The following is a 26,097-nucleotide window of genomic DNA, read 5'->3' as shown; positions in this document are numbered from 1 at the left end:
GTTTTATCCTTGTCTGAAAAGTTGGTTTGTGAGCAAATCGCGAATTTCCGATGGATTTTGTGCTCGGCCGACCGCGTCATCAAGCACCGGGAAATCTGCCCCAAATTGGGAACGCACGGCATCTGCGCTACGGCAAGGTGATTGACCGGTTAAGTTAGCGCTGGTCGAGGTCAGAGCAAAGCCTGTATCTTCACATAAGGCTTTGACGGCAGGATGAGTACATAAACGCACTGCAATGCTATTAAATTGCCCCGTCAAGAAATGTGGAACCTCTGTCTTAGCCGGCACCACCCAAGTGATTGGATGTTCATATTGTGCCTGTAAGCGCGCAAGTTGTTCGTCTGATAAATGGGAGAAATCAACAAAGGGCTGTAAAAAATGCAAGCTCGGCGCAACTAAAATGAGACCTTTTTCAATCGGACGTTGTTTTAAATCGAGCAATTTCCTGACCGCACTTTCACTTAGCGGATTACAGCCCAAACCGAATACCGCCTCAGTAGGATAGGCAACTACTTCATCTTGCATTAAACGGGTGGCAATTTGTTGTACATTCATTTTTCATTCTCAAAAATATGTCGACAGCTTTTATTTGCACATTGCCACACTTGGTGTTCGGCATTTTCACTTTTTAATAGCGCGAGTGGAAAATGGCATTGTGGACAAGGCATGACATAGGGTTTTGCTGGCAAGGAAAATTTGCAATGGGGAAAGTTATCACAACCATAAAAGATTTTCCCTTGTCGTCCGCGACGGGCAACCAAATGCCCTTTATGGCATTCCGGGCAGTCAATGGATTGTTCATCATCCTGTTGCTCATGCACCACAAAATCACAATCGGGATAATGACTGCAGCCAATAAACATCCCAAAAACACCTTGTTTGAGTTGGAGCGGGTTGCCACATTGTGGACAGGTTTCATCAAGCTCTTTCAACACCTTATGTTCCACCTTATGCAAGGGACGCAAATAATCACAGACAGGGTATGCTGTACAACCTAAAAACAGTCCTTTTTTACCTTGTTTTATTTGCAAAGGCGCGCCGCATTGTGGGCAATATTCTTCGTGCTTTGTGTGTTGGAAAAGACTTTGACTCATACGCTGTCCCTATGCTTGTAGCATTGTTTCCAATTCTTCCTGGGCTACTAACCAATCCATTTCGACTTCTTCCAATGCTTTCTTCACCTCTACTTGCTGTGCCAAAAGTGCGGTCAATTTTTCTTTATTTTCCGCGCTGTATAGTTCGGAATCCGCCAATTGGTTTTCAATCTCCGCAAGTTTGGAGGCATGTTTATTCATTTTTTCCTCCAGTTGAGTGATTTGTTTACGAAGAGGCGCAGTTTGTTGGCGAAGTTCGGCCTCACGACGTTTTTGTTCCTTACGGTTTTGCATGGAATTTTCATTGTCGTCATTTTTCTCCGAGGATTTATTTTCTGGTGCACTATTTTGTTCATTCAGCCACTTTTGATAATCCTCTAAATCGCCTTTGAATTCTTCCACTTTTTTATCGTGTACCAAATAGAATTCTTCCACGGTATTACGTAGTAAGTGACGATCATGGGAAACCACCACCAAAGAGCCTTCGTAATCCACTAGCGCTTCAGTTAACGCCTGACGCATATCCAAATCCAAATGGTTAGTTGGTTCGTCGAGCAGTAATAAGTTTGGACGTTGCCAAACAATCAGTGCAAGCACCAAACGAGCTTTTTCCCCACCGGAAAAGGCTTTCACCGCTTGATTAACTTTATCACCATGGAATGCGAAACTCCCAAGATAATCCCGCACCTGTTGCTCCGTTTGCTCCGGTGCTAGTTTCTGCATGTGCCAGAGAGCGGATTCATCTGCACGTAGCGTATCAAGCTGATGCTGAGCAAAATAGCCAAGTTGCACGCCTTTAGCTAATTGTACTGTACCAGAAAGGGCTGTGAGCTCGCCGGCTAACAATTTAATTAAGGTTGATTTACCTGCACCATTTTTCCCTAATAAACCAATGCGCGAACCTGGTACTAAATTCAGTTTAATTTTACTTAAAATTTCTACCGCACTTTCACCGCTACCATAACCTGCGCTCGCCTGCTCAATCATCACCAAAGGATTCGGCAAGGATAGTGGTGGACGGAATTCAAAAGTAAAAGGATTATCCACATAAGCCGGTGCAATCAGTTCCATACGCTCTAAGGCTTTCATACGGCTTTGTGCTTGTTTTGCCTTAGTAGCCTTGGCTTTAAAGCGGTCGATATACTTTTGTAAATGAGAGATCTTTTGTTGTTGCTGACGATACATGGCCGTTTGTTGTGCCAATTTGGTTGCTCGTTGCACTTCAAAGGAAGAATAATCGCCCGTGTATTCGTTGAGTTTCTGATTTTCGATATGGAGGATTTTTGTCACAATCGGATCGAGAAAATCACGGTCGTGAGAAATTAATACCAAGGTGCCTTGATATTGCACTAACCAACGTTCTAACCAAATAACTGCATCCAAATCCAAATGGTTGGTTGGCTCATCTAGTAATAATAAATCCGATGGACAAAGCAATGCTTGCGCCAAATTCAAGCGCATTCGCCAACCACCGGAGAAGGATTTCACTGGTTGAGTGATTTCTTCTTGGTTAAAACCTAAACCATGCAATAAGGAAGCCGCGCGAGATTGGATCGTCCAAGCATCCAAGGTTTCTAATTGCCCGTGAATGCGCGCAATCGCATGGCCATCATTACGTTCATTGGCTTCGTTAAGTTCCTGCTGCAAACGGCAATATTCGCGATCCCCTTGAATCACATAATCAATGGCGGGAATATCCAATGCTGGCGTTTCTTGATTCACCCAAGATACCCGCCAGTTGGATGGATAAGTGACCTCGCCACCCTCTGGCGTTAATTCTTTTTTTAATAGGGCAAAAAGAGACGACTTACCGCAACCATTCTTCCCCACCAAGCCGACTTTTTGTTTCGGATTGATGGTTGCCGTGGCATTCTCGAGCAATTCGGTTTGCCCGCGCTTTAGGGAAATATTATTAAATACAATCATTTCTTCGAATACATCTGAATTTGTGCCTATTTTGCAATATTTTTCCTTTTCTCGGAACAGTCTATTCCAATTTTATCGATATTTCTGCCTGAAAAACATGTATAATGACACTCAACAAATCAATCATGAGGAAATAAAATGAAGCTCTCTATTCTTAATCTCGCCCCCGTTCGTGAAGGACAAACTTATTTGCAAGCCGTTGAGTCTATGGTAAGTCTTGCAAAACATGCTGAAAACATTGGCATTGAACGCTATTGGATTGCTGAGCATCATAATATGAAAAATTTGGTGAGTTCAGCGACCGCACTTTTAATTCAACATACGCTAGCTAATACGAAAACTTTGCGCGTGGGGTCAGGTGGCGTGATGTTACCGAATCATTCGCCTTATGTGGTGGCTGAGCAATATGGCACATTGGAGACGCTTTATCCAAACCGTGTTGAACTCGGTTTAGGGCGTGCACCAGGAACGGATATGCAAACGGCTGCGGCACTTCGTCGTGGACGAAACAGCCTAGATTTCCCTGCGGAAATTGCGGAACTTCGAGGTTACTTTAAAGATAGCAATCCTGTTTCAGCTTATCCTTCCGCAGGCTTGTATATACCGTTTTATATTTTGGGTTCCAGCACTGAAAGTGCCTATCTTGCGGCAGAGCTTGGCTTGCCTTATGCCTTTGCTTCACACTTTGCGCCACGCATGATGGAAATGGCGGTGGAGATTTACCGCAAAAACTTCAAACCTTCTACCTATCTTGCTGAACCTTATGTCATCTTAGGTGTGAACGCGATTGTTGCTGAAACCGATAAAGAAGCGAAACAACTGGCGACAACACAAACACTATTTTTCTTAAATATAGTGACTAACGCACAACAAAATTTACAACCGCCTATGGCTTCAGAAGAAGATGTTTGGAAAACTCAAATGCACGCCCAAAAGAAACCACACTTTGGCCCAGTCGATTTCGAGGAAATCCCGATTTACAACCAAGAGCGTGCAGTAGTGGAACAAATGACTGCTTGTTCGCTTATCGGTAGTCCTGAAAGCGTGGATTTTCAACTCAAGCAATTACGTGAACGGGTACATTTTGATGAAATTATGGCGGTGAGCTATATTTTTGATGAGCAAAAGCAAGCCCAATCTTACACGATGTTGAAAGCGATTGTGGATAAGCAATAGCGAGACAAAAATAAAAAGTGCGGTAAATTTCACCGCACTTTAAATCCCAGAAATATCAATAAGCCGTTTCTATCGGTAAACCAGCTTTTACCCAACCATCAAATCCCCCAATGACGCTAAAGACATTTTCATAGCCTTGCTCAACGAGGAAAGTTGCCACATTTCGGCTGCTCACGCCATGATAACAACTCACGATAATCGGGGAGTCAAAGTCCACCTGTTCTTCAAATTGTAAAAAGCTTTGGTTGGTTAAATGAAAAGCCCCTTTCGCATGAGAATAGGTGAAACGTTGTGGATCCCGAATGTCTGCAAGCATGGCACCATTTTGCACCATTTCCCACGCTTGCTCTGGGCTAATTTCTTTAAACGACATGATTTTTTCCCTTTGCGCGTTGTTTATACACGCCATCAAAAATAATCAGGCTCATCGCCAATACTAAACAAATGAATAACGGATAGCTGTCCGTATCCATTTCCTCTCCAATTAAAAATGAAATAATCACCATCAAAATGGTTTCAACATAACCTAAAAGGCCAAGCAAATTCATCGGCAGCATATTGCTAGCAATAACATAAGCGATTAATGCCGCACCACTAATAAGCCCGAGCAATACCAACAATCCCCAAATGTTAGGATTCGATTCCTGCACGGTAGCAAAGTCAGTCTGAAATGCAAAATAGAAGCTAATCGGTAATAAACTCAACATTTCCAAACAAAACGCAGCAAGATCAGTATTATTCAATGCTTTTCGTACAGAAAAATAAGTCGTATAACCCACGCATATTACGATGGCTTCCCAAGATAATCCGCCTTTTAAAATGATGTTAGAAATCACCCCTACTGCCGCAATTAATACGGCAATGAATTTCAATGTTGAAATTCGTTCTTTAAAAATAAGCCGTCCAGCGGCCACCATCACAATTGGTAACAATAAATAGCCAAAAGAAACACTTAAGGAGCTACCATTATTGGGTGCCCATAAAAAGAGCCACATTTGATACCCCATTAATGCGCCACAAATAATATAAGAAAGAGCAAAGAGCGGTCGATTTTTAATGCGTTTTAGATGCTCAACCAAAGCTTGTTTTTGTTTAAACATAATGAGAGCAAGGGCAACGAAAGGAAATGTAAACAACATTCGATAGCCGAAAATATCCGTGCCACTGAGCGGTTTCAGTAGCGTGGAAAAATAATACATATAGCCAAATAAAAGCGAGGCTAAAAGTGAAATAAGTATGCCTCTTAACATAATAAATCCTTAGGTTAATTCTGCTTATTATTTTAGTCTAACATCTCCCAAAATGCACGAATTAGGGGATTCGCTAAATTTCTTTTTTGCACACAAACGCCTAAATCAAATGCCTCGACTGGATTGTCTAAATTTAAACGAGACACGTCTTTTGACATAGGGTTATTATCAATCACCACATCAGGCAACATCGCTAATCCAAAACCAAGTGCCACCATTGGCACAATACCTTCATGCCCCGCCACTGTGGCATAAATTTGGGGATGTTTAATGTGTTTGCTACGTAGCCATTGCTCAATACGCTGCCGTGCCATTCCATCTAACGGCAAAATAAAAGGCATCTGTTGCCAGTTGATAGGGTCTTCCTGTAATAATTGTGTGGCTAAACAAGCCACTCTTGGGGCAATTAATGAAAGGGAAATATCATCAATCTTATAAAATTCCAATCCTGTCGGTAGATTATTGGGTTTCCCCGCCAAGGCAAGATCCACTTGTTCTGATTGAATAAATTGCACCGCAGAAGCTGGGTCACCAGTCGTCAGTTGAATTTCAACTTTCGGATAACGAGAACGAAATTTGGCTAACACCTGTGGCAAGTGGCTATATGAAGCTGTTACCGAACAAAATAAGCGCAACTCTCCGCTTAATTCCGCTGAATTATCTCGCAGCTGACGCTTAAACTCTTGCCAGTTTTGCCATTCTGCTTTCGCAAATTGCAGAAATTTCTCGCCTTGTTCGGTTAAACGCACTTGGCGATTATCACGAATAAATAAAGGTTGTTCTAATTCTTCTTCCATGCGTTGAATTTGGCGTGAGAGCGTAGAGGGTGACATATAATTTTGCGTAGCGGTTTTAGCAAAATTTTGTGTATCAGCAAGATGAAGAAATATTTGGAGGTCTTGAAAGTTCATATGTATCGTTAAAAGCAAATGACATTGCAAAAATTGCAACACTAAGTTCAAATAATATCACTTTACGCAACAACTAAAAACCTTATAATCCACTTCACAACAAAAAACTATATTCAAACACAACCTCATACACATTAATCAACATCATAGAAAGGATGAAAAATGGCTAACTATTTCAACACATTAAATTTACGTGAAAAATTAGATCAATTAGGTCGTTGTCGTTTTATGGATCGCAGCGAATTTGCTGACGGTTGCAACTACTTAAAAGGCAAAAAAATCGTTATCGTAGGTTGTGGTGCGCAAGGTTTAAACCAAGGTTTAAATATGCGTGACTCTGGCTTAGACATTTCTTATGCATTACGCCCTGAAGCGATTGCAGAAAAACGTGCATCATTCCAACGTGCAACAGAAAACGGCTTTAAAGTTGGCACTTACCAAGAGTTAATCCCGACTGCAGACTTAGTGATCAACTTAACACCAGATAAACAACACTCTAAAGTCGTAGCTGATGTAATGCCATTAATGAAAAAAGATTCAGCATTCGGTTACTCACATGGTTTCAATATCGTTGAAGTAGGTGAGCAAATCCGTGAAGACATCACTGTGGTGATGAGTGCACCAAAATGTCCAGGTACTGAAGTGCGTGAAGAATACAAACGTGGTTTCGGTGTACCTACATTAATCGCGGTTCACCCAGCAAATGACCCACGTGGTGAAGGCATGGCAATTGCGAAAGCATGGGCGGCAGCAACCGGTGGTGATCGTGCGGGCGTATTAGAATCTTCATTCGTTGCAGAAGTAAAATCTGACTTAATGGGTGAACAAACCATTCTTTGCGGTATGTTACAAGCGGGTTCGATCGTATGTTACGACAAATTAGTTGCAGACGGTAAAGATCCAGCATACGCAGGCAAACTTATCCAATACGGTTGGGAAACTATTACTGAAGCATTAAAACAAGGCGGTATCACATTAATGATGGATCGCTTATCAAATAGCGCAAAATTACGTGCATTTGAGCTTGCGGAACAAATCAAAGAAAGCCTTGGTTTCTTATATTACAAACACATGGATGACATCATCAGTGGTCACTTCTCCGCAACCATGATGGCTGACTGGGCGAACGGTGATAAAGACTTATTAGCATGGCGTGAAGCAACTGGCAAAACTGCCTTTGAAAATGCACCAAAAGCAGACGGCATCAAAATTTCTGAACAAGAATACTTTGATAACGGCGTGTTAATGGTAGCAATGGTGAAAGCAGGTGTTGAATTAGCCTTTGATGCAATGGTTGCAAGCGGTATCTATGAAGAATCAGCTTACTATGAATCACTTCACGAATTACCGTTAATCGCTAACACCATTGCGCGTAAACGTTTATACGAAATGAACGTAGTTATTTCTGATACGGCAGAATATGGTAACTACTTATTCTCTAACGTAGCGACCCCTATTCTTGCTAAAGAAATCATCCCAACCTTACAAAAAGGTGACTTAGGTGAACCAACACCAGCAGTTGCTATCGACAACATCACTTTACGCGATGTAAACGATGCAATCCGTAACCACCCAGTTGAATTAATTGGTCAAGAGTTACGTGGTTATATGACAGATATGAAACGTATCGCTGTTGCAGGTTAATCATTAAATCGTTAAAATTTAAGCCAGCTTTTATTCAATAAGTTGGCTTTTTTATAATCCAAAGGAATTCATATGAAAAACAATAAAATTTTTAACCGCACTTTTAAAGTGAGTTTGGTGGCTATGGCGTTAGGATTAGTTAATTCGGCATGGGCCATTGATTATAAACTATATGAAGGTACCGTATATAAGAATCCGGAAAGAACTGACTCTGAAGTAAAAAATATGAATTTTAATTCAGATTATGGATATGATTTAACAAATAAAAAGAATCTTGCAACTGTATCTTTTCGAATGAAAAATGGTTTAAATAATAAGGATTATCCAACAGAATCACTAATTTTCCTTTATCCTCAATTTTCTAAGGGGCCTAGTTCATTAGAAATCAAACCTAATAGCACTTTCACATTATCGAAGGCTTTTCCTGAAAGTTCTGTTTTTGAATTGAGAGATGCAAATCTCAAATTCCACACCGGTAATATCAATTTATTTAAGGGGCTTTCAACAGTTAATGAAGAGGGCGAGTCAGTTTCAGGAAATTCAGCATTTGAACTTCAAAGTAATAGCACCATTGATATTGATTCAGTGAGTATTGTTAGTTTAGCTGAAGAGAGCATCGGGTACCAACTATTTGATAAATCTACAGCAAATATTACTAACTCCTCTATTTTCCTAGGGGAAGGTAACAGCACTGCTGTAGATGCAGAAAACTCAGCATTAAATATCAAAAATTTAAATATCACGCTACAGCCAGCAGGTAGCGATAAATCAACTACTATTGCATACATATCTGAGAATACTACATTAAATATTGAGGACAGCTTGCTCACAATTGAAGCGAAAGGTCAAAGTAAAGGTTTAGGTTTTGTACTTGATGGTGGTATGACCAACATTACAAATTCCAACATTGAAAATAACACTGGAGATGTTGTTATTTTTACTAATAAACAAGATTCTCGAGATACAACAAATAATTACAGCTCAACAACAGTTAATCTAAAAAATACTAAAATCCCCGATGCAAAAGTATTGGTTGGATTAAACATGCCCGATCTAGCTGATACGGACTTATCTGAAGGAGAGAAAACTAGCTCACCTAGATTTGTGTTAAATGCAGATAACTCACAGTTAAATGGTGCAGTAAAGCAATATGACGGTACAAATAAAACGCCTGTTACATTAAATCTAACTAACAATACTACATGGGATTTAGTGGATAATTCAGAAGTAACAGACTTGCATTTAAATAACTCAGCGGTTTCTTTAACTAATACAAACGCTCCTTATGCAACATTAACTATCACGGGTAATCTCACTGGCTCAGGTATCTTCAACCTCAACACCAATATCGCTGAAAACAAAAGCGATAAAATCGTTGTTAAAGGTACTGCCGAAGGTAATCATAAAATTGGGGTAACTAACCAAGGTGCAAACGTTGCTAACGGCAAAGTGACACTTGTAGAAACCAATGGTGGTAATGCGGCGTTTAGCTTAACTAACCCGAATAATCGTGTAGATTTAGGGGCTTACCAATATTTTCTAACCAAAGAGGGAAATAATTGGGTATTAGCTAACTCTAAAAATGTAGTTACTCCAACTCCACCTGTTGCACCAGTTACACCAAGCAAACCAGTAGTGACCCCAAGCAAACCTGCGGTAACGCCTAGCACTCCAGTAGTAACCCCAAGTAATCCAGTAGTACCACCTGCAGTTCTACCAAGCACACCATTACTTTCAGACTTAGCGAATGCACAAGTTTCTCTTCGCCAAGCACAATTGCTTTTAGTGGAAGATGATTTAAATGGCATTCATCAACGTCTAGGTGAAGTGAAAAACGGTGAAAAAGGTAATGTATGGGTTCGTAATGTGAATTCTCGCCAAAAATTAGCCGCACTTTCGACAGGTGAGAGTGAAACTTCTGGCTTTAAACAAAACGTACATAGCTTACAAGTGGGCGCTGATGCTGCTGTAACAGATAACCTCCGTGTTGGTGGATTTGTTGGTCGTAGCCAAGCTAACGTTGATTTCAATGGTTATTACGGTGATGGCAAAGTAAGAGGCAACAGCGTGGGCTTATATGCAGCTTACCTTGCAGATAACGGTATTTATGTAGATAACATCGTGAAATACAGCCGTTTACACGCTAACTCAAATTACACTGAAAAACGCCATTACAACGCTTATACTATTTCGAGTGAATTAGGCAAACGCTTTAGCCTTGTGAACGATTGGACAATTACCCCGCAAGCACAATTAGCGTGGACACATATTTCATCACAAGAGAATGAAGATAGCTTATCTTCTGTGTATTCTCGAATTGGTTTACGTGTAGCCAAAGGCTTTGCATTAAGTAATGGTTGGAATTTACAACCTTATGCAGAAGTCAATGCGATTACTAGCAAAAACCGTAGCAGCAAAATTCATTACACAAACAGCGCACTTGATGTTGCAAGCAGCCGCGGACGTTTTGAAAGTGCGGTCGGCTTAAATGCTGGATTTGCAAATCATCGTTTTGGTTTAGAAGTAAGCCGTGCTGACGGTAAAAACTTCGATAAACCTTATGCAATTCAAGCAGTTTATCGCTATCAGTGGTAATATAAGAGGGCGGGTTAAAATCCGCCCTTTTTTTCTTTTTTACTCAATAAATAATATGTCAAAACCTTTCCCTTCTCACTCATTTACAACCAAACGAACGGCAAAATCCACTCGTTCATTTAAGCCTAAAGCGAAGCCACTTACATTAGAACAAACAATCGTTGTTTTATTTAACAAACCTTTTGATGTGCTGACACAATTCACCGATGAAAATGGCCGAGCTACATTAAAAGATTTTATTACCATTCCTAATGTGTATGCGGCAGGACGATTGGATCGTGATAGCGAAGGGTTACTGATTTTAACGAATAATGGTGAAGTGCAACATCGTTTGGCTGATCCTAAGTTTAAAACAGAAAAAACGTATTTTGTGCAAGTGGAAGGCATTCCTGAAGAGGCTGACTTAGACAAGTTTCGTCAAGGCGTTGAATTGAAAGATGGGATGACGAAGCCAGCAAAAGTGCGGTTGATTTCAGAACCAGATTTTCTTTGGCCTCGCAAGCCACCTATTCGTGAACGTCAAAGTATTCCAACGAGCTGGTTAGAAATTAAAATTAGTGAAGGGCGTAATCGACAAGTACGTAGAATGACGGCACATATCGGCTTTCCGACATTGCGTCTCATCCGTTATCAAATGAGCCATTTAACACTTGATGGATTGGGTAATGGTGAATATCGCTGTTTGAATGAAGAAGAAATGCGTGCGTTATTCAAACAACTTCATTTGAACAACGCACATTAAGATTAGAAACGTTGAGCGGGTTGTGCGTTTTCAACTTGCACGAAGAAACCTTTATCATTCAAGATAATGCTGTAATCGGTGACATATTTAACGCTGTTAGTTTCCACTATCGCATTACAGCTGCGAATGCCTTGTTGTGGATAAGATTGCGTTTCACGGGCTTGCGTGATTTGTTTTACTGTCATTTGGGTGTTAGTAGCAGCGCCTTGTTTTTTGAAGGCATCAGATAATACCGCAAAAACTTTTGAATCATTACATCTTGGCACAACGACGGATTTTGTCACAGTATTCGCTGTTTTCTGAGCAACAGTTTCCACTCTATTTTCAGTTACTTTTTCAACGGCTTTTGGTTCCGCTTTCTTCACTTCAGTTTTAACCACTGGAGTTTTTTTAGCCATCACCTTTTCAGGTTTAGCGGATTCTTTAACTGCACTTTGTTTGCTTTTCTCTACAGTCTTTTTATCTTTTACTGCCGCTTGCTTAGTTTTTTCTACTGGCTGTTTGCCTTTCGTTTTTGTCGGCTCTGCTTTAGCGGCTTTATTTGTCGTTTTATTTTTTATTTTTTCTTTTTTTGTTACCGCTTTTTTCGCTTCGACAATTTTAGCTGGCTTTTTCACTTCTGCTTTTTTGGCATCGGCTTTCTTTTTGACTGTTTTGGCTACAGCTTTAGGTGTGGTTGCTTTCTTGGCTTCCACTTTTTTAACTGCCGTTTTCACTGACTTGGTTTGAGTTGATTTTGCCGTATGATTTGGCGATGCAGCAAAGGCCAAAACAGGTAACAAAGCAAAAATCACCGCGAGTAATTTTTTCATCTGTTATTCTCCTTAAACAAAAAGTGCGGTCAACATTAACCGCACTTTGAAATCATTTATAAATTAAAGATAGTAGTGTTCTACGTAGTTTAATTTATCGTCAAGTTTTAACACTAATGGTTGACCGGTTGGGATTTCAAAATCCATGATTTCCGCATCAGAAATACCAATGATGTGTTTTGCTAATGCACGAAGTGAGTTACCGTGTGCCACCACTAAAACACGTTTACCAGAAAGCATTGCTGGAGCAATTTGGTCTTCCCAGAATGGTAATGCGCGTTCTAAGGTTAATTTTAAGTTTTCTGCATTTGGTATAACATCAGACGGAATGTTTGCATAACGACGGTCATTATGTGCAGAATTTGGATCTTTCGGATCTAAATCTGGAGGGGAAATATCATAAGAACGGCGCCAGATATGAACTTGTTCGTCACCGTATTTTTCTGCTGTTTCTTTTTTATCTAAGCCTTGTAATGCACCGTAGTGACGCTCATTTAAACGCCAGTTTTTCACTTGAGGAATCCATAATTGGTGAGATTCTTCTAACACGATGTTACAGGTTTTGATTGCACGAGTTAAAACAGAGGTAAAGGCGATATCAAATTCATAGCCTTTCTCCAACAATTTTTTACCCGCTGCTTTTGCTTCTTCAACACCGCGCTCGGTTAAATTCACATCACGCCAACCGGTGAATAAATTTTTTGCGTTCCACTCACTGAAACCGTGACGAATGAATACTAATTCCATAAGGATCTCCTAAGTATTAATAAAAAAATGAATGGTTCTGTTATAGCAAAAAATCGTTATGTTTAAAAGTAAAAAGGCGGTATTTACTGATCTTTCGCAAAAAATCGCCTGTAAACTTTTAGCCACTCAAAAATAATGCTAGTATTTAAGCTTTATTCGTCCCTTAATTTCTCTCAAGTTTAGATGTATGCAGCAAAGCAATCGTAGAAAAAAAATCTTATCAAAACTGACCGTACTTTTAGCTTGCGGTCTGCTTGGCTTTTCATCTTTCGCGCAAGGCAACGATCTCAACCAAATTCAAAAACAAATTAAACAACAAGAGTCGAAGATCGCCGAGCAAAAACGTGCACAAGCTAAACTCCAAGCTAGTCTTAAAGATCAAGAAAGCAAAATTAATAGCGTTGTTGGTGAATTACGTGAAACAGAATTAAGTTTGCAAGAAATCCGCAAGCAAATGGCGGAAACCGAAAAGCAAATCAAGCAATTAGAAAAGCAAGAGCGCGTGCAAAAAGCGAAGCTCGCACAGCAAATAGATGCCATTTATCGCTCAGGTGTCAATCCTTCTACCTTGGAAAGAATGCTTTCGGAAGATGCCAAAAAAGCGGAACGCATGAAAGTGTATTATCAGCACTTAAACCAAGTTCGCATTGATATGATTAACAATCTGAAAGCGACACAAGAGAATTTAGCGAAACAACGCGAAGCGATTTCAGGCCAACAAAAGAATCATCGCGATCAGCTTTCTACGCAAAAGAAACAGCAGCAAGAATTACAAAAAGCGCAACAAGAACGTCAATCTACGTTAAATGAACTCAACAAAAACTTAACGAAAGATCAGAATAAGCTGGAAACGTTGAAAGCGAATGAAAATGCCCTTCGCCAAGAAATTCAACGTGCTGAACAAGCTGCTCGCCAACAAGAACAACGTGAGCGTGAAGCCCTTGCTCAGAAAAAACAAGAGGAAGAAAAACGTACCTCAAAACCTTATCAACCAACTGATCAAGAACGTAAGTTGATTAACAGCACCAGTGGTTTAGGTACGGCTGCACGTCAATACAGTCGTCCAGTTTCTGGCCCGACGTTATATTCCTTTGGTTCAATCCAAGCGGGCGAAGTACGTTGGAAAGGCATGGTTATCGGTGCACCAACGGGTACCGCGGTAAAAGCTATTGCAAGTGGTCGTGTCATTCTAGCGGGTCATCTTAATGGCTATGGTTATATGGTGATTGTGAAACACGGCGACAGCGACTTGAGCTTATATGGTTTCAACCAAGCGGTATTTGTGAAACAGGGTCAGCTGGTGTCTGCGGGACAAACCATCGCACAAGTGGGGAATACGGGTGAGATCTCTAAACCGGCACTTTACTTTGGTATCAGCCGTAAAGGGGTGCCTGTAAATCCAGCTGGGTGGATTAAATAATGGCGGCATTCTTTCAAAGTGCGGTCAAAAATACGATCATTTTTTCAACCGCACTTTTCTCTGCGTTTACTTCTGCACAAGGCAAACTGGCTATTGTAATTGATGACATTGGCTATCATCCGAAAGAAGATGCCGAGGTTTTAGCCATGCCAAAAGAAATCTCCGTTGCTATTATTCCAGCTGCACCCTATGCCAAATTACGCAATCAAGAAGCGAAAGCACAAAATCATGATATTCTCATCCATATGCCGATGCAGCCTGTCAGCAACATTAAAATTGAAGAGGGTGGTTTGACTTTAGGCTTGTCTGAAGCGCAAGTGAATGAGCGAGTAAAAAAAGCGAAAGCTATTGTGCCCAATGCCATCGGAATGAATAATCATATGGGCAGTGCAGCCACAGCCGATGCCACATTAATGACCTATTTGATGACCGCACTTCGCGAGCAGCATTTATTCTTTTTAGATAGTCGCACTATCGGGAAATCAGTTGCGGGAAAAATAGCAAAAGAACAAGGCGTACGTGTATTAGATCGCCATGTGTTTTTAGATGACAGTGATAATTTGACAGATGTTCAACGCCAATTTCAAAGTGCAATTCAATATGCGCGTAAACATGGCACAGCCATTGCTATTGGACACCCTCGCCCAAATACTGTGGCTGTATTAAAAGCAGGAATAAAGAATTTACCCGATGATATTCAATTAGTGAGCATGGGAAGTTTATGGCGAAATGAAAAAATCTTGCCACCTAAACCATTTATCTTACTTTTTAATGATATTCCTGCGCCAACCTCAGTCGCACCGTTTGAGCCAATTCCTTTATTACGGGGCGTGCCGAGATAAATAAAAAGTGCGGTCAACATTGACCGCACTTTTTACGTTTTGAAACTTGCCTATCGACCATTTCGTTCAAAGAATAATACTGTCGCCGCAACACGTGAATGCACGTTAAGTTTACGCAGTAAATTACGAATATGCACTTTAACTGTTTCTTCAGAAATGAAAAGTTGGCCTGCAATTTGTTTGTTGGATAAACCTGTTGCGATTAAACGTAATACATCCATTTCACGATCAGTGAGTGAATCCATTGGATCAACGGTATGTTTGCGTTCTAAAAGAAGATTTTTAATTGAATCACTTAAAATCACTTCACCTTGTGCAATACGTTTAATTTGCTCAAGGAGCACATCTGGCTCAGTATCTTTCAATAAATAGCCATCAGCACCCGCATCGATGAGAGTGAAGATATCATTTTTCGCATCAGACACCGTCAAGATCAAAATTCGCGCATCAACACCTTCTGCACGCAAGCCTTTGAGCGTATCTAAACCAGAAAGACCCTTCATATTAAGATCTAAAATGATTAAATCCGGGGATTCTTGAATTGCAACGGAAATACCTTCGGTACCGCTTCCTACATCAGCGACGACTTCAAAATTCTCTTCTAATTCAACTAATTGCTTGATACCACGACGCATTAATGGATGGTCGTCGATAATTAATACTTTTAATTTTTCTTGCATAATATTCTCCAAGAGATAAGCAGGCGCACATTTTATCGCCCGAAGGCAAAAACGTCTACCGCCTTAGATTATTTCTCAATAGATTTTCGGACGAGGGATTCTATCGGGATTTTGCTTATCTTCCAATGCATAATTTGCAGATAAATGAGTTTTATCCCAAATAATGCTTGTTTTGATTTAGCTATTAGCAAGTCCTTTTGCTTTTAAATTTGAACGGCATAATACGCATGCCGCTTTCTGTCGGATGCAATTGATAAAATTGCGGGTAATTAAAATTCCGTTGCACCATTTTATACGGATTTTCACAATCTTTTGAACCAAGCGATTGATAAATCTGATTTATTTCACGTACTTTATCATCTTTCGAACCTTCACATTGACGATAAATTTCGAGACGATTTTTTTCATCTAACAAATAGACGTTAAAACTATCATCCGCATTATCTTCAAAAAAGAACTGTAAAAAACCTTCACTGGCAAATAAATCAATTTCAGGTGGGTATCGACGGGCTTCCGGAATAATTTCTTTTTCTTCCAACTGAGTCGGTAAAACGTCCTCAAAATTGACCGCACTTTCTTTTCCGCCTTCAATAGGTTGCAAACTGATCCCTTTTTCCTCAAAAAAGAATTGCCAGTTTTTCCCTGCTACACGTAAACGAGAATGGGTTGTTGGACGACTATCCCCCAATTGAATACTAATACAACGATTGACTAACGCACTCACTAAGTTTCGCAACGTACGATTGTAGTGTTTACTATAACAGAAAACCTGTACAGAACGCGGCTGATTTACACCCTGATCAATTTTATTAGAAAGCACTTTTAAGGCAAGCAAAATCGCATTCTGCCCTTCAAAGTGTAAGGTTCGAATTTCATTCCATACGTTACGGTAAGTGAAATCAATGCTTCCGACCAAACTCTGTTCTAACTGACCAAAACTGAATAAATCACTTGGGGAAATATTGGATTTAAGTTCTTCCACTTGTGCAGTTGGGTCATTTACTAAGTTCACAGCGATAAATAGATCACGGATTTCACATTGGGACGAAAGCGCCTCATTTGTAGGCGCTTGGCCATTGGTATGCGGGAAAAATAACCGTAAATCGGCAACAAAATTACGTAAAGTCAGTTGGTCGATATTTTGACTAATTAGATGTAAACGCGTTTCAGCTGTTAGCAAGCGATTAAAATAAGCCCATGCGACCACTTTATTTAAACTTTCCCCATATTCAATCACGCGTTCTTTCGAGAACATCATATGATGTGGCGGCTGATTCACCAGATACCACCCATCCTTAAAATTCTTATTGCCGTGAACTTCGATAAATGTGAGGTGATCTTCCGCTAAATTATGCGAAATCTGTGGATTCAGTAGTGTGATTTTACCGGGTAATTCTTCAAAAGCAGTATAAAGTTTGCGAGACAATACCGTAATATCTTGCGGAATCACGCTAGAATTAATTTTGTGTTTGCGTGCAAAATCCACCAGATTTCGATAACTCATCATCAAGAAATTCACTAAATTATTGTGACTTTCTTTCACCCGTTTAATTTTCCAATTTGGACGTTGATCCAATTCTTCAATGCGCTCTTTTGACCAGCCCCATTCTTGAGCCATCATTTTCATATAAGAAATACGCCAGTTTGAGGCGTGATATAACGCAAAGTCTTCTGTGGCTTTCACATAAAAACAAGAACGCACAAAATCAAGGCGCTTAAATTCTGAATGTGCGGTCAAATATTGACTAATTCTCTCTAGAATCGCGATATAAGGGTCAAAATGGTGTGCAGCGGTACTGCGACCGGACAGTAAATCTTCTTTAAATTGACGAGCAATTAAATGGGCATTTGGGTATTCTTGGGCATAGGTTTCCAACAATAAGATTTTCATCACTGATTTATACGGTGAATCAATACCTTTATAAAGTTGCCATAAACTCGCACCGAAATATTCACTGGCAGAGAATTGCCCCAATCCACCAAAATCCACCCAATCATTTGGATTAAGCTCACCTTCTGCCACTAGACGCGCAACTTCAGCTTCATATTGTTTTTCATCTTCCACCCACAAGTGGAGCCACAATAATGGTTTACCCGAAAGGCGTACAGCAGAACGATAAAATTCTTCCAATAACAACATATATTGAGCAGAACCGCTGTTTTCTTTAGTTAATGGATCGGAATAACGCTCATTACGGAAACGTTTTTGCGTCATCAAATAAAAATGCATTTCCACATGAAATGTGGATGCCCATTGAGTGATTTTCTTCGTTTTTTCCGCTAAGCGCTGCTGATCTTGTTCAGATAAATCATCTTGATGGCAGATCCAAATATCCAAATCCGAAGCTGAGGTTTGGCTAATAGATCCAAAACTGCCCATCACATAAATACCTAAGATCGGTGTGAAAACAGCATCAGAATTGACCGCACTTTGCACATATTCGACAAGTTCGGGATGTTCTTTTGAGAGAAAATTTTGCTGATAATTGGAAAGGATAAAATCGGCAATGCCTGCAGGGGCATCTTCCACATAACCCGGCAGAGCTGGATGATTAAGATGCAACAACAGCGGCACCAAAGAGACAATGTGTCGGAATGCATCACCAGAGCCCAATAATGCACGATCAAAACGACGTTTATCTAGAGTTTCGATACATTTTCGGGCTTGAGTGAGATCGTATTTCAAGGCTTCCTACCTATGACCATATAACTGATATTACTGTACCACTTAGCTCATCAGAAATCAAAAATTTAAATGATCTGACTTTTTGCCCTAAAAATGGTAGCATAGGGCATAATTCTATTTAAAATCAGCGGTATTTATGGCAGTACTTAAAACCTTAAAAATAGCGACTCGTCAAAGCCCTTTAGCCCTTTGGCAAGCGAATTTTGTAAAAGATCAATTAGAGAAATTTCATCCAACGCTTTCTGTTGAATTAGTTCCGATGGTAACAAAAGGCGATGTCATCCTAGATTCTCCTTTAGCTAAAATTGGCGGAAAAGGCTTATTTGTTAAAGAGTTAGAAAATGCTTTACTCGAAAAACGTGCCGATATTGCCGTCCATTCAATGAAAGACGTACCGATGGAATTTCCGGAAGGTTTAGGGTTAAGTGTGATCTGTAAACGTGAAGATCCGCGCGATGCTTTCGTCTCCAATACATACTGTTCATTAGATGAATTACCACAAGGTGCTATTGTTGGAACCTCAAGCTTACGTCGTCAATGCCAATTGAAACAATTACGCCCTGATCTTGATATTCGCTCTTTACGTGGCAATGTGGGCACCCGATTAAGTAAATTAGACAATGGCGAATACGATGCCATTATTTTAGCCTCAGCCGGCTTAATTCGTTTAGGACTAGCAGAACGCATCGCCTCATTTATTGAAGTAGAACAATCTTTACCGGCTGCCGGACAAGGTGCAGTTGGCATTGAATGCCGCGTTGATGACGAAGAAGTGAAAGCGTTACTTGCTCCACTTGCAGATGCGACCACGACGACTTGTGTTTTGGCTGAGCGTGCAATGAATACCCGCTTACAAGGCGGCTGCCAAGTACCAATCGGTGGTTATGCTATTGAGCAAGATGGCGAAGTTTTCTTGCGAGCACTCGTCGGAGAAACCGATGGCTCTGCGATTATTCGAGCAGAAGGTAAAAGTGCGGTTGAAAATGCCGAAGCATTAGGTGTGAGCATTGCAGAACAACTTCTAGCACAAGGCGCAGATAAGATTCTGGCGAAGATTTATTCAGCATAGGAAATCACCATGGCCGTACTAGTCACTCGCCCTGATGAACGAGGAAAAGCCCTAGTTGACCAGCTGAATCAAGCCGGTGTGGTTGCCTTGCACTTGCCTTTGCTTTCTATTGAAGCAGGGGCAGAATTGGCACAATTACCGATGAAACTTAATCAGCTAAAAAGTGGTGATTATGTGTTTTTGGTTTCCAAAAGTGCGGTCGATTTTGCGGATAAAACCCTGAAAGATATTGGCTTTAGCTGGCGTCAAGATTTACAATACTTTACAGTTGGACATAGAACGGCACAGCATTTTTCCTGTCAAACTGAATGCACTGTTCGTTATCCAATTACGTCGGAAAATACCGAAGGCGTGCTAAATTTACCGCAAATGACAGAATTAACAGATAAAAACTTGTTAATTTTACGTGGCAACGGCGGACGAGAATTACTGCGCGAACAAGCCACACTACGCGGTGCAACTGTTGATACAGTCGAATGTTATCAACGCACACCGATTAGTTATAATAACGAAGAGCAAACCAGTATTTGTATTCGTTCTGGTGTACAAACCCTTGTAGTAACAAGTCTTGAAATTTTGCAGGCGTTAATCGAATTTGTGCCTGAAAATGAACAAACTTGGCTAAAAAATTGCTGTTTAGTCACGGTAAGCCAACGCATTGCTGATGTTGCAATACAACAAGGTTGGCATAATGTGGTGGTTTCCGCCGGTGCGGACAATCAAAGTTTACTTAATACCTTACTTAATGAAGTAACTCCCCTTTCTCACTAAGGAAAAGATATGGCGAAAGAGAAATTAACCCCTGAAACGACAGATGAAATCCAAGCAACAGATGCGGTGGAAATTCAAACTGAAGATCGCGAGCCTGTTGCGCCACGTACACAAACCGTTGTGAAGAAAAGTGGTACTGGATTAAGTTTATTGGCTATTCTCATTGCACTTGGCGTGGGTGGTGCCGGTTATTATTTTGGTCAACAACAAGTGGATGAATTCCAACAAAAATTGACCGCACTTGAAGCTCAAATCAATAATAAAACGGCGGTTTCAGCACCTGCTCAAGACGTAAAATTTGATACCACACAACTTGCTCAATTAGAATCTGCGAATAAAGCAACACAAGACAAAATTGCACAAGTAGAAGAACTAATCAATGCTAAATCACATGAGTTAGTTGGCTTACAATCACAAATTAATAAAGTGAGTGCGCAAGCTAATGCTCAACAACCTACTGATTGGTTATTCTCAGAAGCCGATTTCTTACTCAACAATGCATTACGTAAATTAGTGTTAGATAATGACGTGGATACAGCGGTTTCACTCTTAAAACTCGCTGATGAAACTCTTGCTAAAGTGAATAACTCACAATCAGCAGCTATTCGTAGTGCCATTAATCAAGATCTGAAACAACTTCTCTCCGTAACTGGCGTGGATCAAAATGCGGTCATGCAAAAATTATCGCAATTAGCCAATACGGTTGATGAGTTACCTGTGTTAGATGTGAATTTTGGTGATGACCAAAATGCAACAAAATTGTCAGATTCTCTTTCAGATTGGGCGGAAAATGCAGAAAAAAGTGCGACTTCATTCTTGAACCACTTTATCCGCATTTCACCGAAACATGGTGCAGATCGCAAAGAATTATTAGCGCCAAACCAAGATATCTACTTACGTGAAAACATTCGTTTACGCTTACAATTAGCAATTATGGCAGTGCCTCGTCAGCAAAACGAACTTTATAAACAATCTCTAGAAGCTGTTGCATCTTGGATTCGTAGCTATTTTGATACCAATGCTGAAGTAACTCAAAGCTTCTTAAAATCAGTGGATGAATTATCTGAATTGTCCATCTATGTGGATGTGCCAAGCCAATTACAAAGCTTAAGCATGCTTGATAAATACTTAAACCGTACACCTTTAGATGTACAAAAAGTGGAAATCGAAGCAGAAAAAGCGGTTGATAATTCACCAAGAAAAGAAGAAGTAAAACCAGCACCTGAAGCGAAAGCTGAAGAGCCAAAAGCGGAAGAAAAACCCGCTGAAGCACCAGCTGCACAACCGGCAACTGAACCCCAACAATAAGGATAGATAATGTTTAGAGTTCTCTTTTTAATGATCGCCTTACTTGCCGGATTGATTGCAGGACCTTACCTCTCCGGTCAGCAAGGTTATGTCAGAGTTGAAACGGCAAACACCGTGTATGAAATGTCACTTACCACATTAGTCCTTCTCTTTGTGGTCGCACTTGCAGTGATTTATACATTAGAGTGGATTGTTACCCGTTTCTTCCGTTTAAGTAGCAATACCTATAACTGGTTTTCTCGCCGTAAACGTGTGAAAGCACAACGTCAAACCCTTGAAGGCTTGATGAAAATGAATGAAGGCGATTATGCCAAGGCAGAAAAACTGATTGGTAAAAACGCGAAACATTCTGCAGAGCCAGTATTGAATCTGATTAAAGCCGCGGAAGCTGCTCAACAACGCGGTGATGAATTCAGCGCAAACCGTTATTTAATTGAGGCTACGGAGCTTGCTGGTTCAGATAATCTACTGGTCGAAATTGCCCGTACCCGTATTTTATTACAACAAAATAAATTACCGGCAGCGCGTAGTTCTGTTGATAGCTTGCTTGAAATGTCAGATCGTAACAAAGAAGTATTAAAACTTGCTGCTGAAATTTATAGCCGCTCCAAAGCTTATCAAGCACTTGATGGCATCTTAGATTTAATCGAAGGTTCAGGATTATTCTCAGCTGAAGAATTTAAAGCGCTTCAACAAGAAACAGAAAATGGCTTGTTAGATGAGAAAATGAATGAAGAAGGCGTTGAAGGTCTGCTTGCTTGGTGGGAAGCTCAACCACGCCGCCGTCGCAATGACTTAGAGTTAAAAACCGCTTTAATTCAACGTTTGATTGATTGCAACGACCATGAGTCAGCTTATGAATTCACGCTTGAAATCATGAAAAAATTGGGTGATAACACCCCAATCAGCCCTGAACTTTGCACGCAAATCACTCGTTTACAAGCAGAGGATAACAGCAAACTACTCAAGTTAGTAGAAAAACGTGCAAAACGTGCCGATGAAAGCCAACGTTGTTGTCTCAATCGAGCATTAGGCTACCTTTATGTGCGTAATAACGATTTTGCTAAAGCTGCAGAAGCATTTAAAGAAGTCACTGCTTGCCCAACCCAGCTTCAACCAAATGATGTCATGATGGCATCTTATGTGTTCGAACAAGCTGGCGACAAAGCAGCAGCGGAAAAAATTCGTCAGGACAGTTTAAAATCAGCCATGTCTATTCAAGACAAACCAGCTGAACAGCAAACTGAACCAAAAACAGATGAAGAACCAACCGCACTTATCGCAAAACGTGATTAAAATAAAAAAAGACGGGGCTGAATGAAGCCCCGTTTTTATTATTTCATCCTCGCCTATCTCATTTAAAACACATTTCTTATTACATTTCATTATAAATAATGCATTTCCATTCTTTTCTCACCGATTCAAAATTTTTTACTATATCGTCAAGCAAACGATTAAATTATAAGAAATGAATTGGGATTATATTTTAAGCGTCACACCACGTTTTATTCACGCCACATTAATGACGCTTCATCTCGCCTTTTGGGGCATTTTGTTGTCGCTGATGATTGGTGTGGTTTGTGCTGTGATTACCACCTACAAAGTCAAATCATTAACTTGGCTTGTAAAAGGCTATATCGAGCTTTCTCGTAATACGCCTTTATTAATTCAAGTGTTTTTTCTCTATTTTGGGCTTTCTAAAATTGGCCTGAAATTAGATGGGTTTACTTGCGGTATTATCGGCCTGGCATTTTTAGGTGGAAGCTATATGGCAGAAGCCATTCGCGGAGGCCTAGAAGCGGTATCAAAAGGACAAATTGAGTCAGCCTTAAGTATCGGCCTAACTCCTTTTCAAGCTTTTCGCTATGTCATTTTCCCACAGGCCTTTGCAATTGCGACACCTGCAATTGGTGCAAATTGCTTGTTCTTAATGAAAGAAACCTCTGTGATCAGTGCTGTTGCTGTTGCTGAACTCATGTTTGTCGCAAAAGAAGTCATTGGGCTCGATTACAAAACCAATGAAGCCTTATTTTTATTAGTGGTATTTTATTTGATCATTCTATTACCGATGTCTCTGTTCATCAGTTATTTAGAACGCCGTACTCGGAGAGCAAAATATGGGGCTTGAGTTATTATTCCAAGGCAGCAACATTGAACGCTTGCTCAACGGTTTATGGGTAACAGCTGAAATTGCATTCGTTTCTGTCTTCTTCGCCTGTATTTTAGGTGTCATTTTTGGCGTAATCATGACAAGCAGAAATCCAATTATCAAAGCCATCTGCCGCTTTTATTTAGAATTTGTGCGCATCATTCCATTATTAGCGTTACTTTTTCTCGCGTATTTCGGTTTAGCAAAATGGTTTGATATTCACTTAGATGGCATTTCTGTATGTATTTTGGTGTTTATTTTCTGGGGAACGGCAGAAATGGGCGATTTAGTGCGTGGTGCATTAACGTCCATTGAAAAACATCAAGTGGAATCAGCCTATGCTTTAGGCTTAACGCCGTTTCAAACCTTTGTGTATATTTTACTTCCGCAAAGTTTAAAACGTGTGACACCAAGTGCTATTAACCTCTTTACTCGCATGGTAAAAACCAGCTCTTTGGCGATGTTAATTGGTGTGGTTGAAGTAATTAAAGTCGGTCAACAAATTATTGAGCATTCATTATTTAGTAATCAATCGGCGGCGCTTTGGATTTACGGTGTCATTTTCGGTTTATATTTTGTGATTTGTTACCCGCTATCCTTATTTTCCCGTTATTTAGAAACCCGTTGGGAAAGTTAATTTTAATTAGGAAAACACATGGCGTTATTAGAAATTAAAAACCTCGTCAAAAATTACGGTGATGTAGAAGCACTCAAAGGCATCAATCTTTCTATAGAGAAAGGCGAAGTTGTCGTGATTTTAGGTCCATCGGGTTGTGGTAAAAGTACTTTTTTACGCTGCCTAAATGGACTAGAGGAAATAAAGAGCGGTCAGATTTTGCTGCAAAATGCAGGCGAATTAGGCAAAGACATTCCTTGGGTCAAAGCACGTCAACGCATTGGGATGGTATTCCAAAGTTATGAACTCTTCGCTCATTTATCAGTGATTGACAATATTTTGCTCGGCCCTTTAAAAGTACAAAAACGCGATCGCGCTGAAGCTGAAAAACAAGCCGATGAGTTACTTAAACGCGTAGGTTTATATGACCGAAAAAATGCCTATCCACGTGAATTATCCGGTGGACAAAAACAGCGAATTGCCATTGTTCGTTCACTTTGCATGAACCCTGAAATTATTCTGTTCGATGAAGTCACTGCAGCCCTTGACCCTGAAATGGTACGTGAAGTACTTGATGTAATTTTAGGTCTTGCCAAAGATGGCATGACGATGCTCATCGTTACCCATGAAATGAACTTTGCCCGTCAAGTGGCTAATCGCATCGTGTTTATGGATAAAGGGCAAATCATTGAACAGGCAAAACCAGAAGATTTCTTCACGAATCCAACCACGGATCGTGCGAAAACATTCTTAAATATCTTAAATTATGAACCGAGAGGGACAAACTATGAAGAAAACATTTAAAACATTGACCGCACTTTTAGCTACTGCCACCTTAGCATTTGGCTTAACCGCGTGTAATGACAAAGACCCCGCTAAAGACGGGGCAAAAACGGTTTCAAGCCTTGAGCAAATACAAAAAGATGGCAAAGTGCGCATTGGTGTATTTAGCGATAAACCACCATTTGGTTATGTTGATGCACAAGGCAAAAGCCAAGGCTTTGATGTTGAAATTGGTAAAGCGATCGGTAAAGATTTATTAGGTGATGAAAACAAAGTGGAATTTGTTTTAGTAGATGCCGCAAACCGTGCAGAATACTTACTTTCTAAGAAAGTTGATATCATTCTTGCCAACTTCACTGTGACACCAGCACGTAAAGAAGTGGTGGATTTTGCGAATCCATACATGAAAGTGGCATTAGGTGTTGTTTCAAAAGATGGTTCTGTTATTACTGACCTTGAACAATTAAAAGGAAAAACTTTAATTGTTGATAAAGGTACTACTGCCGATATTTTCTTCACCAAAAACTATCCTGATGTGAAGTTATTAAAATTCGAACAAAATACAGAAACCTTTGAAGCCTTACGTGATGGTCGAGGTGATGCATTATCTAATGACAATACCTTCTTATTCGCTTGGGCAAAACAAAATCCAGGTTATACCGTAGGCATAAAAAACTTTGGTGATCAAGATGTTATTGCACCAGCTGTTCGCAAAGATGCGCCTGAATTGTTAAATTGGTTAAATAACGAAATCCAAACCTTAGGCAAAGATGGTCGTTTAAAACAAGCTTATGAAAAAACTTTATTGCCTGTTTATGGTGATAGCGTCAGCGAAAGCGATATCGTGGTTGAATATAAATAATTCTCCCACATTCA

At 40.2% G+C, this 26,097-nt stretch carries 24 protein-coding genes; 14 read left to right on the top strand and 10 right to left on the bottom strand.

The annotated features are described in order from the left end of the window. Positions 1 to 3: 3 nt before the first annotated feature. From HMPREF3279_RS04720 to HMPREF3279_RS04710, 3 genes are read right to left on the bottom strand one after another with little or no spacing between them, the layout of a single operon-like run. Positions 4 to 555: an L-threonylcarbamoyladenylate synthase type 1 TsaC gene (locus HMPREF3279_RS04720; RefSeq protein WP_070868222.1), complete on the bottom strand. Its 552-nt coding sequence runs from the start codon at positions 553 to 555 to the stop codon at positions 4 to 6. Continuing rightward, positions 552 to 1,094 carry a DNA topoisomerase family protein gene (locus HMPREF3279_RS04715; protein WP_070868221.1) on the bottom strand — a complete coding sequence of 181 codons (543 nt, stop codon included), beginning with the start codon at positions 1,092 to 1,094 and terminating at the stop codon, positions 552 to 554. Before HMPREF3279_RS04715 ends, HMPREF3279_RS04720 begins: the two co-directional genes overlap by 4 nt. Positions 1,095 to 1,103: 9 nt before the next feature. Further along, positions 1,104 to 3,020, bottom strand: a complete 1,917-nt coding sequence (locus tag HMPREF3279_RS04710; protein ID WP_070868220.1) for an ABC transporter ATP-binding protein — start codon at positions 3,018 to 3,020, stop codon at positions 1,104 to 1,106. A 138-nt stretch (positions 3,021 to 3,158) separates the two neighbouring features. On the opposite strand from HMPREF3279_RS04710, the gene HMPREF3279_RS04705 reads away from it, so the two are divergent. Beyond that, the gene (locus tag HMPREF3279_RS04705) at positions 3,159 to 4,196 is read left to right on the top strand and encodes an LLM class flavin-dependent oxidoreductase (protein WP_070591117.1); all 1,038 of its coding nucleotides are present in this window, start codon (positions 3,159 to 3,161) and stop codon (positions 4,194 to 4,196) included. 55 nt (positions 4,197 to 4,251) lie between these two features. Here HMPREF3279_RS04705 and glpE read toward each other — a convergent pair whose 3' ends face one another. The 3 genes from glpE to ilvY are packed head-to-tail and all read right to left on the bottom strand — an operon-like array spanning position 4,252 to position 6,357. After that, complete coding sequence (gene glpE, locus HMPREF3279_RS04700) at positions 4,252 to 4,569, bottom strand: thiosulfate sulfurtransferase GlpE (RefSeq protein WP_049365172.1); 318 nt, start codon at positions 4,567 to 4,569, stop codon at positions 4,252 to 4,254. Next, a complete protein-coding gene (gene rarD / locus HMPREF3279_RS04695) occupies positions 4,559 to 5,446 on the bottom strand; it encodes an EamA family transporter RarD (protein ID WP_070591112.1) in 888 nt (295 codons plus the stop codon). Before rarD ends, glpE begins: the two co-directional genes overlap by 11 nt. A gap of 32 nt (positions 5,447 to 5,478) precedes the next feature. After that, entirely contained in the window at positions 5,479 to 6,357 is an 879-nt protein-coding gene (ilvY, locus tag HMPREF3279_RS04690; RefSeq protein WP_070591110.1) for an HTH-type transcriptional activator IlvY, read from the bottom strand. 162 nt (positions 6,358 to 6,519) lie between these two features. Here ilvY and ilvC point away from each other — a divergent pair, with 162 nt between their 5' ends. The 3 genes from ilvC to HMPREF3279_RS04675 all read left to right on the top strand — a co-directional run bounded on the left by ilvC (position 6,520) and on the right by HMPREF3279_RS04675 (position 11,338). Beyond that, positions 6,520 to 8,001, top strand: a complete 1,482-nt coding sequence (ilvC, locus tag HMPREF3279_RS04685) for a ketol-acid reductoisomerase (RefSeq protein ID WP_049366638.1) — start codon at positions 6,520 to 6,522, stop codon at positions 7,999 to 8,001. Positions 8,002 to 8,073: 72 nt separating this feature from the next. Continuing rightward, positions 8,074 to 10,596 (top strand): autotransporter outer membrane beta-barrel domain-containing protein, encoded by a 2,523-nt coding sequence (locus HMPREF3279_RS10160; RefSeq protein WP_049366639.1) that lies wholly within the window; start codon positions 8,074 to 8,076, stop codon positions 10,594 to 10,596. A 55-nt stretch (positions 10,597 to 10,651) separates the two neighbouring features. After that, entirely contained in the window at positions 10,652 to 11,338 is a 687-nt protein-coding gene (locus HMPREF3279_RS04675) for an rRNA large subunit pseudouridine synthase E (RefSeq protein WP_049384670.1), read from the top strand. A gap of 2 nt (positions 11,339 to 11,340) precedes the next feature. Here the strand turns inward: HMPREF3279_RS04675 and HMPREF3279_RS04670 are convergent, their stop codons facing one another. Together HMPREF3279_RS04670 and HMPREF3279_RS04665 are read right to left on the bottom strand one after the other, a co-directional pair. Continuing rightward, positions 11,341 to 12,150, bottom strand: a complete 810-nt coding sequence (locus tag HMPREF3279_RS04670; protein ID WP_049366641.1) for a hypothetical protein — start codon at positions 12,148 to 12,150, stop codon at positions 11,341 to 11,343. 63 nt (positions 12,151 to 12,213) lie between these two features. Then, positions 12,214 to 12,897: a 2,3-diphosphoglycerate-dependent phosphoglycerate mutase gene (locus tag HMPREF3279_RS04665; RefSeq protein ID WP_049365165.1), complete on the bottom strand. Its 684-nt coding sequence runs from the start codon at positions 12,895 to 12,897 to the stop codon at positions 12,214 to 12,216. A 187-nt stretch (positions 12,898 to 13,084) separates the two neighbouring features. Here HMPREF3279_RS04665 and envC point away from each other — a divergent pair, with 187 nt between their 5' ends. Together envC and HMPREF3279_RS04655 are read left to right on the top strand one after the other, a co-directional pair. Beyond that, positions 13,085 to 14,317, top strand: coding sequence for a murein hydrolase activator EnvC (gene envC / locus HMPREF3279_RS04660; RefSeq protein ID WP_065244419.1), 1,233 nt, complete (start codon positions 13,085 to 13,087; stop codon positions 14,315 to 14,317). Next, positions 14,317 to 15,159, top strand: a complete 843-nt coding sequence (locus tag HMPREF3279_RS04655; protein ID WP_070868219.1) for a divergent polysaccharide deacetylase family protein — start codon at positions 14,317 to 14,319, stop codon at positions 15,157 to 15,159. Before envC ends, HMPREF3279_RS04655 begins: the two co-directional genes overlap by 1 nt. 50 nt (positions 15,160 to 15,209) lie before the next feature. Here HMPREF3279_RS04655 and HMPREF3279_RS04650 read toward each other — a convergent pair whose 3' ends face one another. Then, positions 15,210 to 15,839, bottom strand: a complete 630-nt coding sequence (locus HMPREF3279_RS04650) for a response regulator (RefSeq protein ID WP_049365162.1) — start codon at positions 15,837 to 15,839, stop codon at positions 15,210 to 15,212. 184 nt (positions 15,840 to 16,023) lie between these two features. Then, entirely contained in the window at positions 16,024 to 18,525 is a 2,502-nt protein-coding gene (locus tag HMPREF3279_RS04645; protein WP_070868218.1) for a class I adenylate cyclase, read from the bottom strand. A gap of 136 nt (positions 18,526 to 18,661) precedes the next feature. Between HMPREF3279_RS04645 and hemC the strand changes: the two genes are divergently transcribed. The 8 genes from hemC (at position 18,662) to HMPREF3279_RS04605 (ending at position 26,083) form a co-directional block, all read left to right on the top strand. After that, positions 18,662 to 19,594: a hydroxymethylbilane synthase gene (hemC, locus tag HMPREF3279_RS04640; protein ID WP_070591091.1), complete on the top strand. Its 933-nt coding sequence runs from the start codon at positions 18,662 to 18,664 to the stop codon at positions 19,592 to 19,594. Between the two features lie 9 nt (positions 19,595 to 19,603). Continuing rightward, on the top strand, positions 19,604 to 20,365 hold the full coding sequence (locus tag HMPREF3279_RS04635; RefSeq protein WP_070591087.1) for a uroporphyrinogen-III synthase: 762 nt from the start codon (positions 19,604 to 19,606) through the stop codon (positions 20,363 to 20,365). 9 nt (positions 20,366 to 20,374) lie between these two features. Further along, positions 20,375 to 21,673 (top strand): uroporphyrinogen-III C-methyltransferase, encoded by a 1,299-nt coding sequence (locus HMPREF3279_RS04630; RefSeq protein WP_070591084.1) that lies wholly within the window; start codon positions 20,375 to 20,377, stop codon positions 21,671 to 21,673. Positions 21,674 to 21,682: 9 nt separating this feature from the next. Further along, positions 21,683 to 22,969 (top strand): heme biosynthesis protein HemY, encoded by a 1,287-nt coding sequence (locus HMPREF3279_RS04625; RefSeq protein WP_070868217.1) that lies wholly within the window; start codon positions 21,683 to 21,685, stop codon positions 22,967 to 22,969. Positions 22,970 to 23,141: 172 nt separating this feature from the next. Continuing rightward, on the top strand, positions 23,142 to 23,801 hold the full coding sequence (locus HMPREF3279_RS04620; protein ID WP_049384680.1) for an amino acid ABC transporter permease: 660 nt from the start codon (positions 23,142 to 23,144) through the stop codon (positions 23,799 to 23,801). Continuing rightward, the gene (locus tag HMPREF3279_RS04615; protein ID WP_005699119.1) at positions 23,791 to 24,459 is read left to right on the top strand and encodes an amino acid ABC transporter permease; all 669 of its coding nucleotides are present in this window, start codon (positions 23,791 to 23,793) and stop codon (positions 24,457 to 24,459) included. The genes HMPREF3279_RS04620 and HMPREF3279_RS04615 overlap by 11 nt, the downstream gene beginning before the upstream one ends. 18 nt (positions 24,460 to 24,477) lie before the next feature. Then, on the top strand, positions 24,478 to 25,242 hold the full coding sequence (locus tag HMPREF3279_RS04610) for an amino acid ABC transporter ATP-binding protein (protein WP_005699182.1): 765 nt from the start codon (positions 24,478 to 24,480) through the stop codon (positions 25,240 to 25,242). Beyond that, positions 25,226 to 26,083: a cysteine ABC transporter substrate-binding protein gene (locus tag HMPREF3279_RS04605; RefSeq protein ID WP_070868216.1), complete on the top strand. Its 858-nt coding sequence runs from the start codon at positions 25,226 to 25,228 to the stop codon at positions 26,081 to 26,083. Before HMPREF3279_RS04610 ends, HMPREF3279_RS04605 begins: the two co-directional genes overlap by 17 nt. Positions 26,084 to 26,097: the final 14 nt, after the last annotated feature.

It is taken from the genome of Haemophilus sp. HMSC71H05, assembly GCF_001838635.1.
GTDB lineage: Bacteria > Pseudomonadota > Gammaproteobacteria > Enterobacterales > Pasteurellaceae > Haemophilus_D > Haemophilus_D parainfluenzae_R.
Note: the sequence above shows the minus strand (reverse complement) of the source record. Positions and strands in the feature narration are given on the sequence as shown.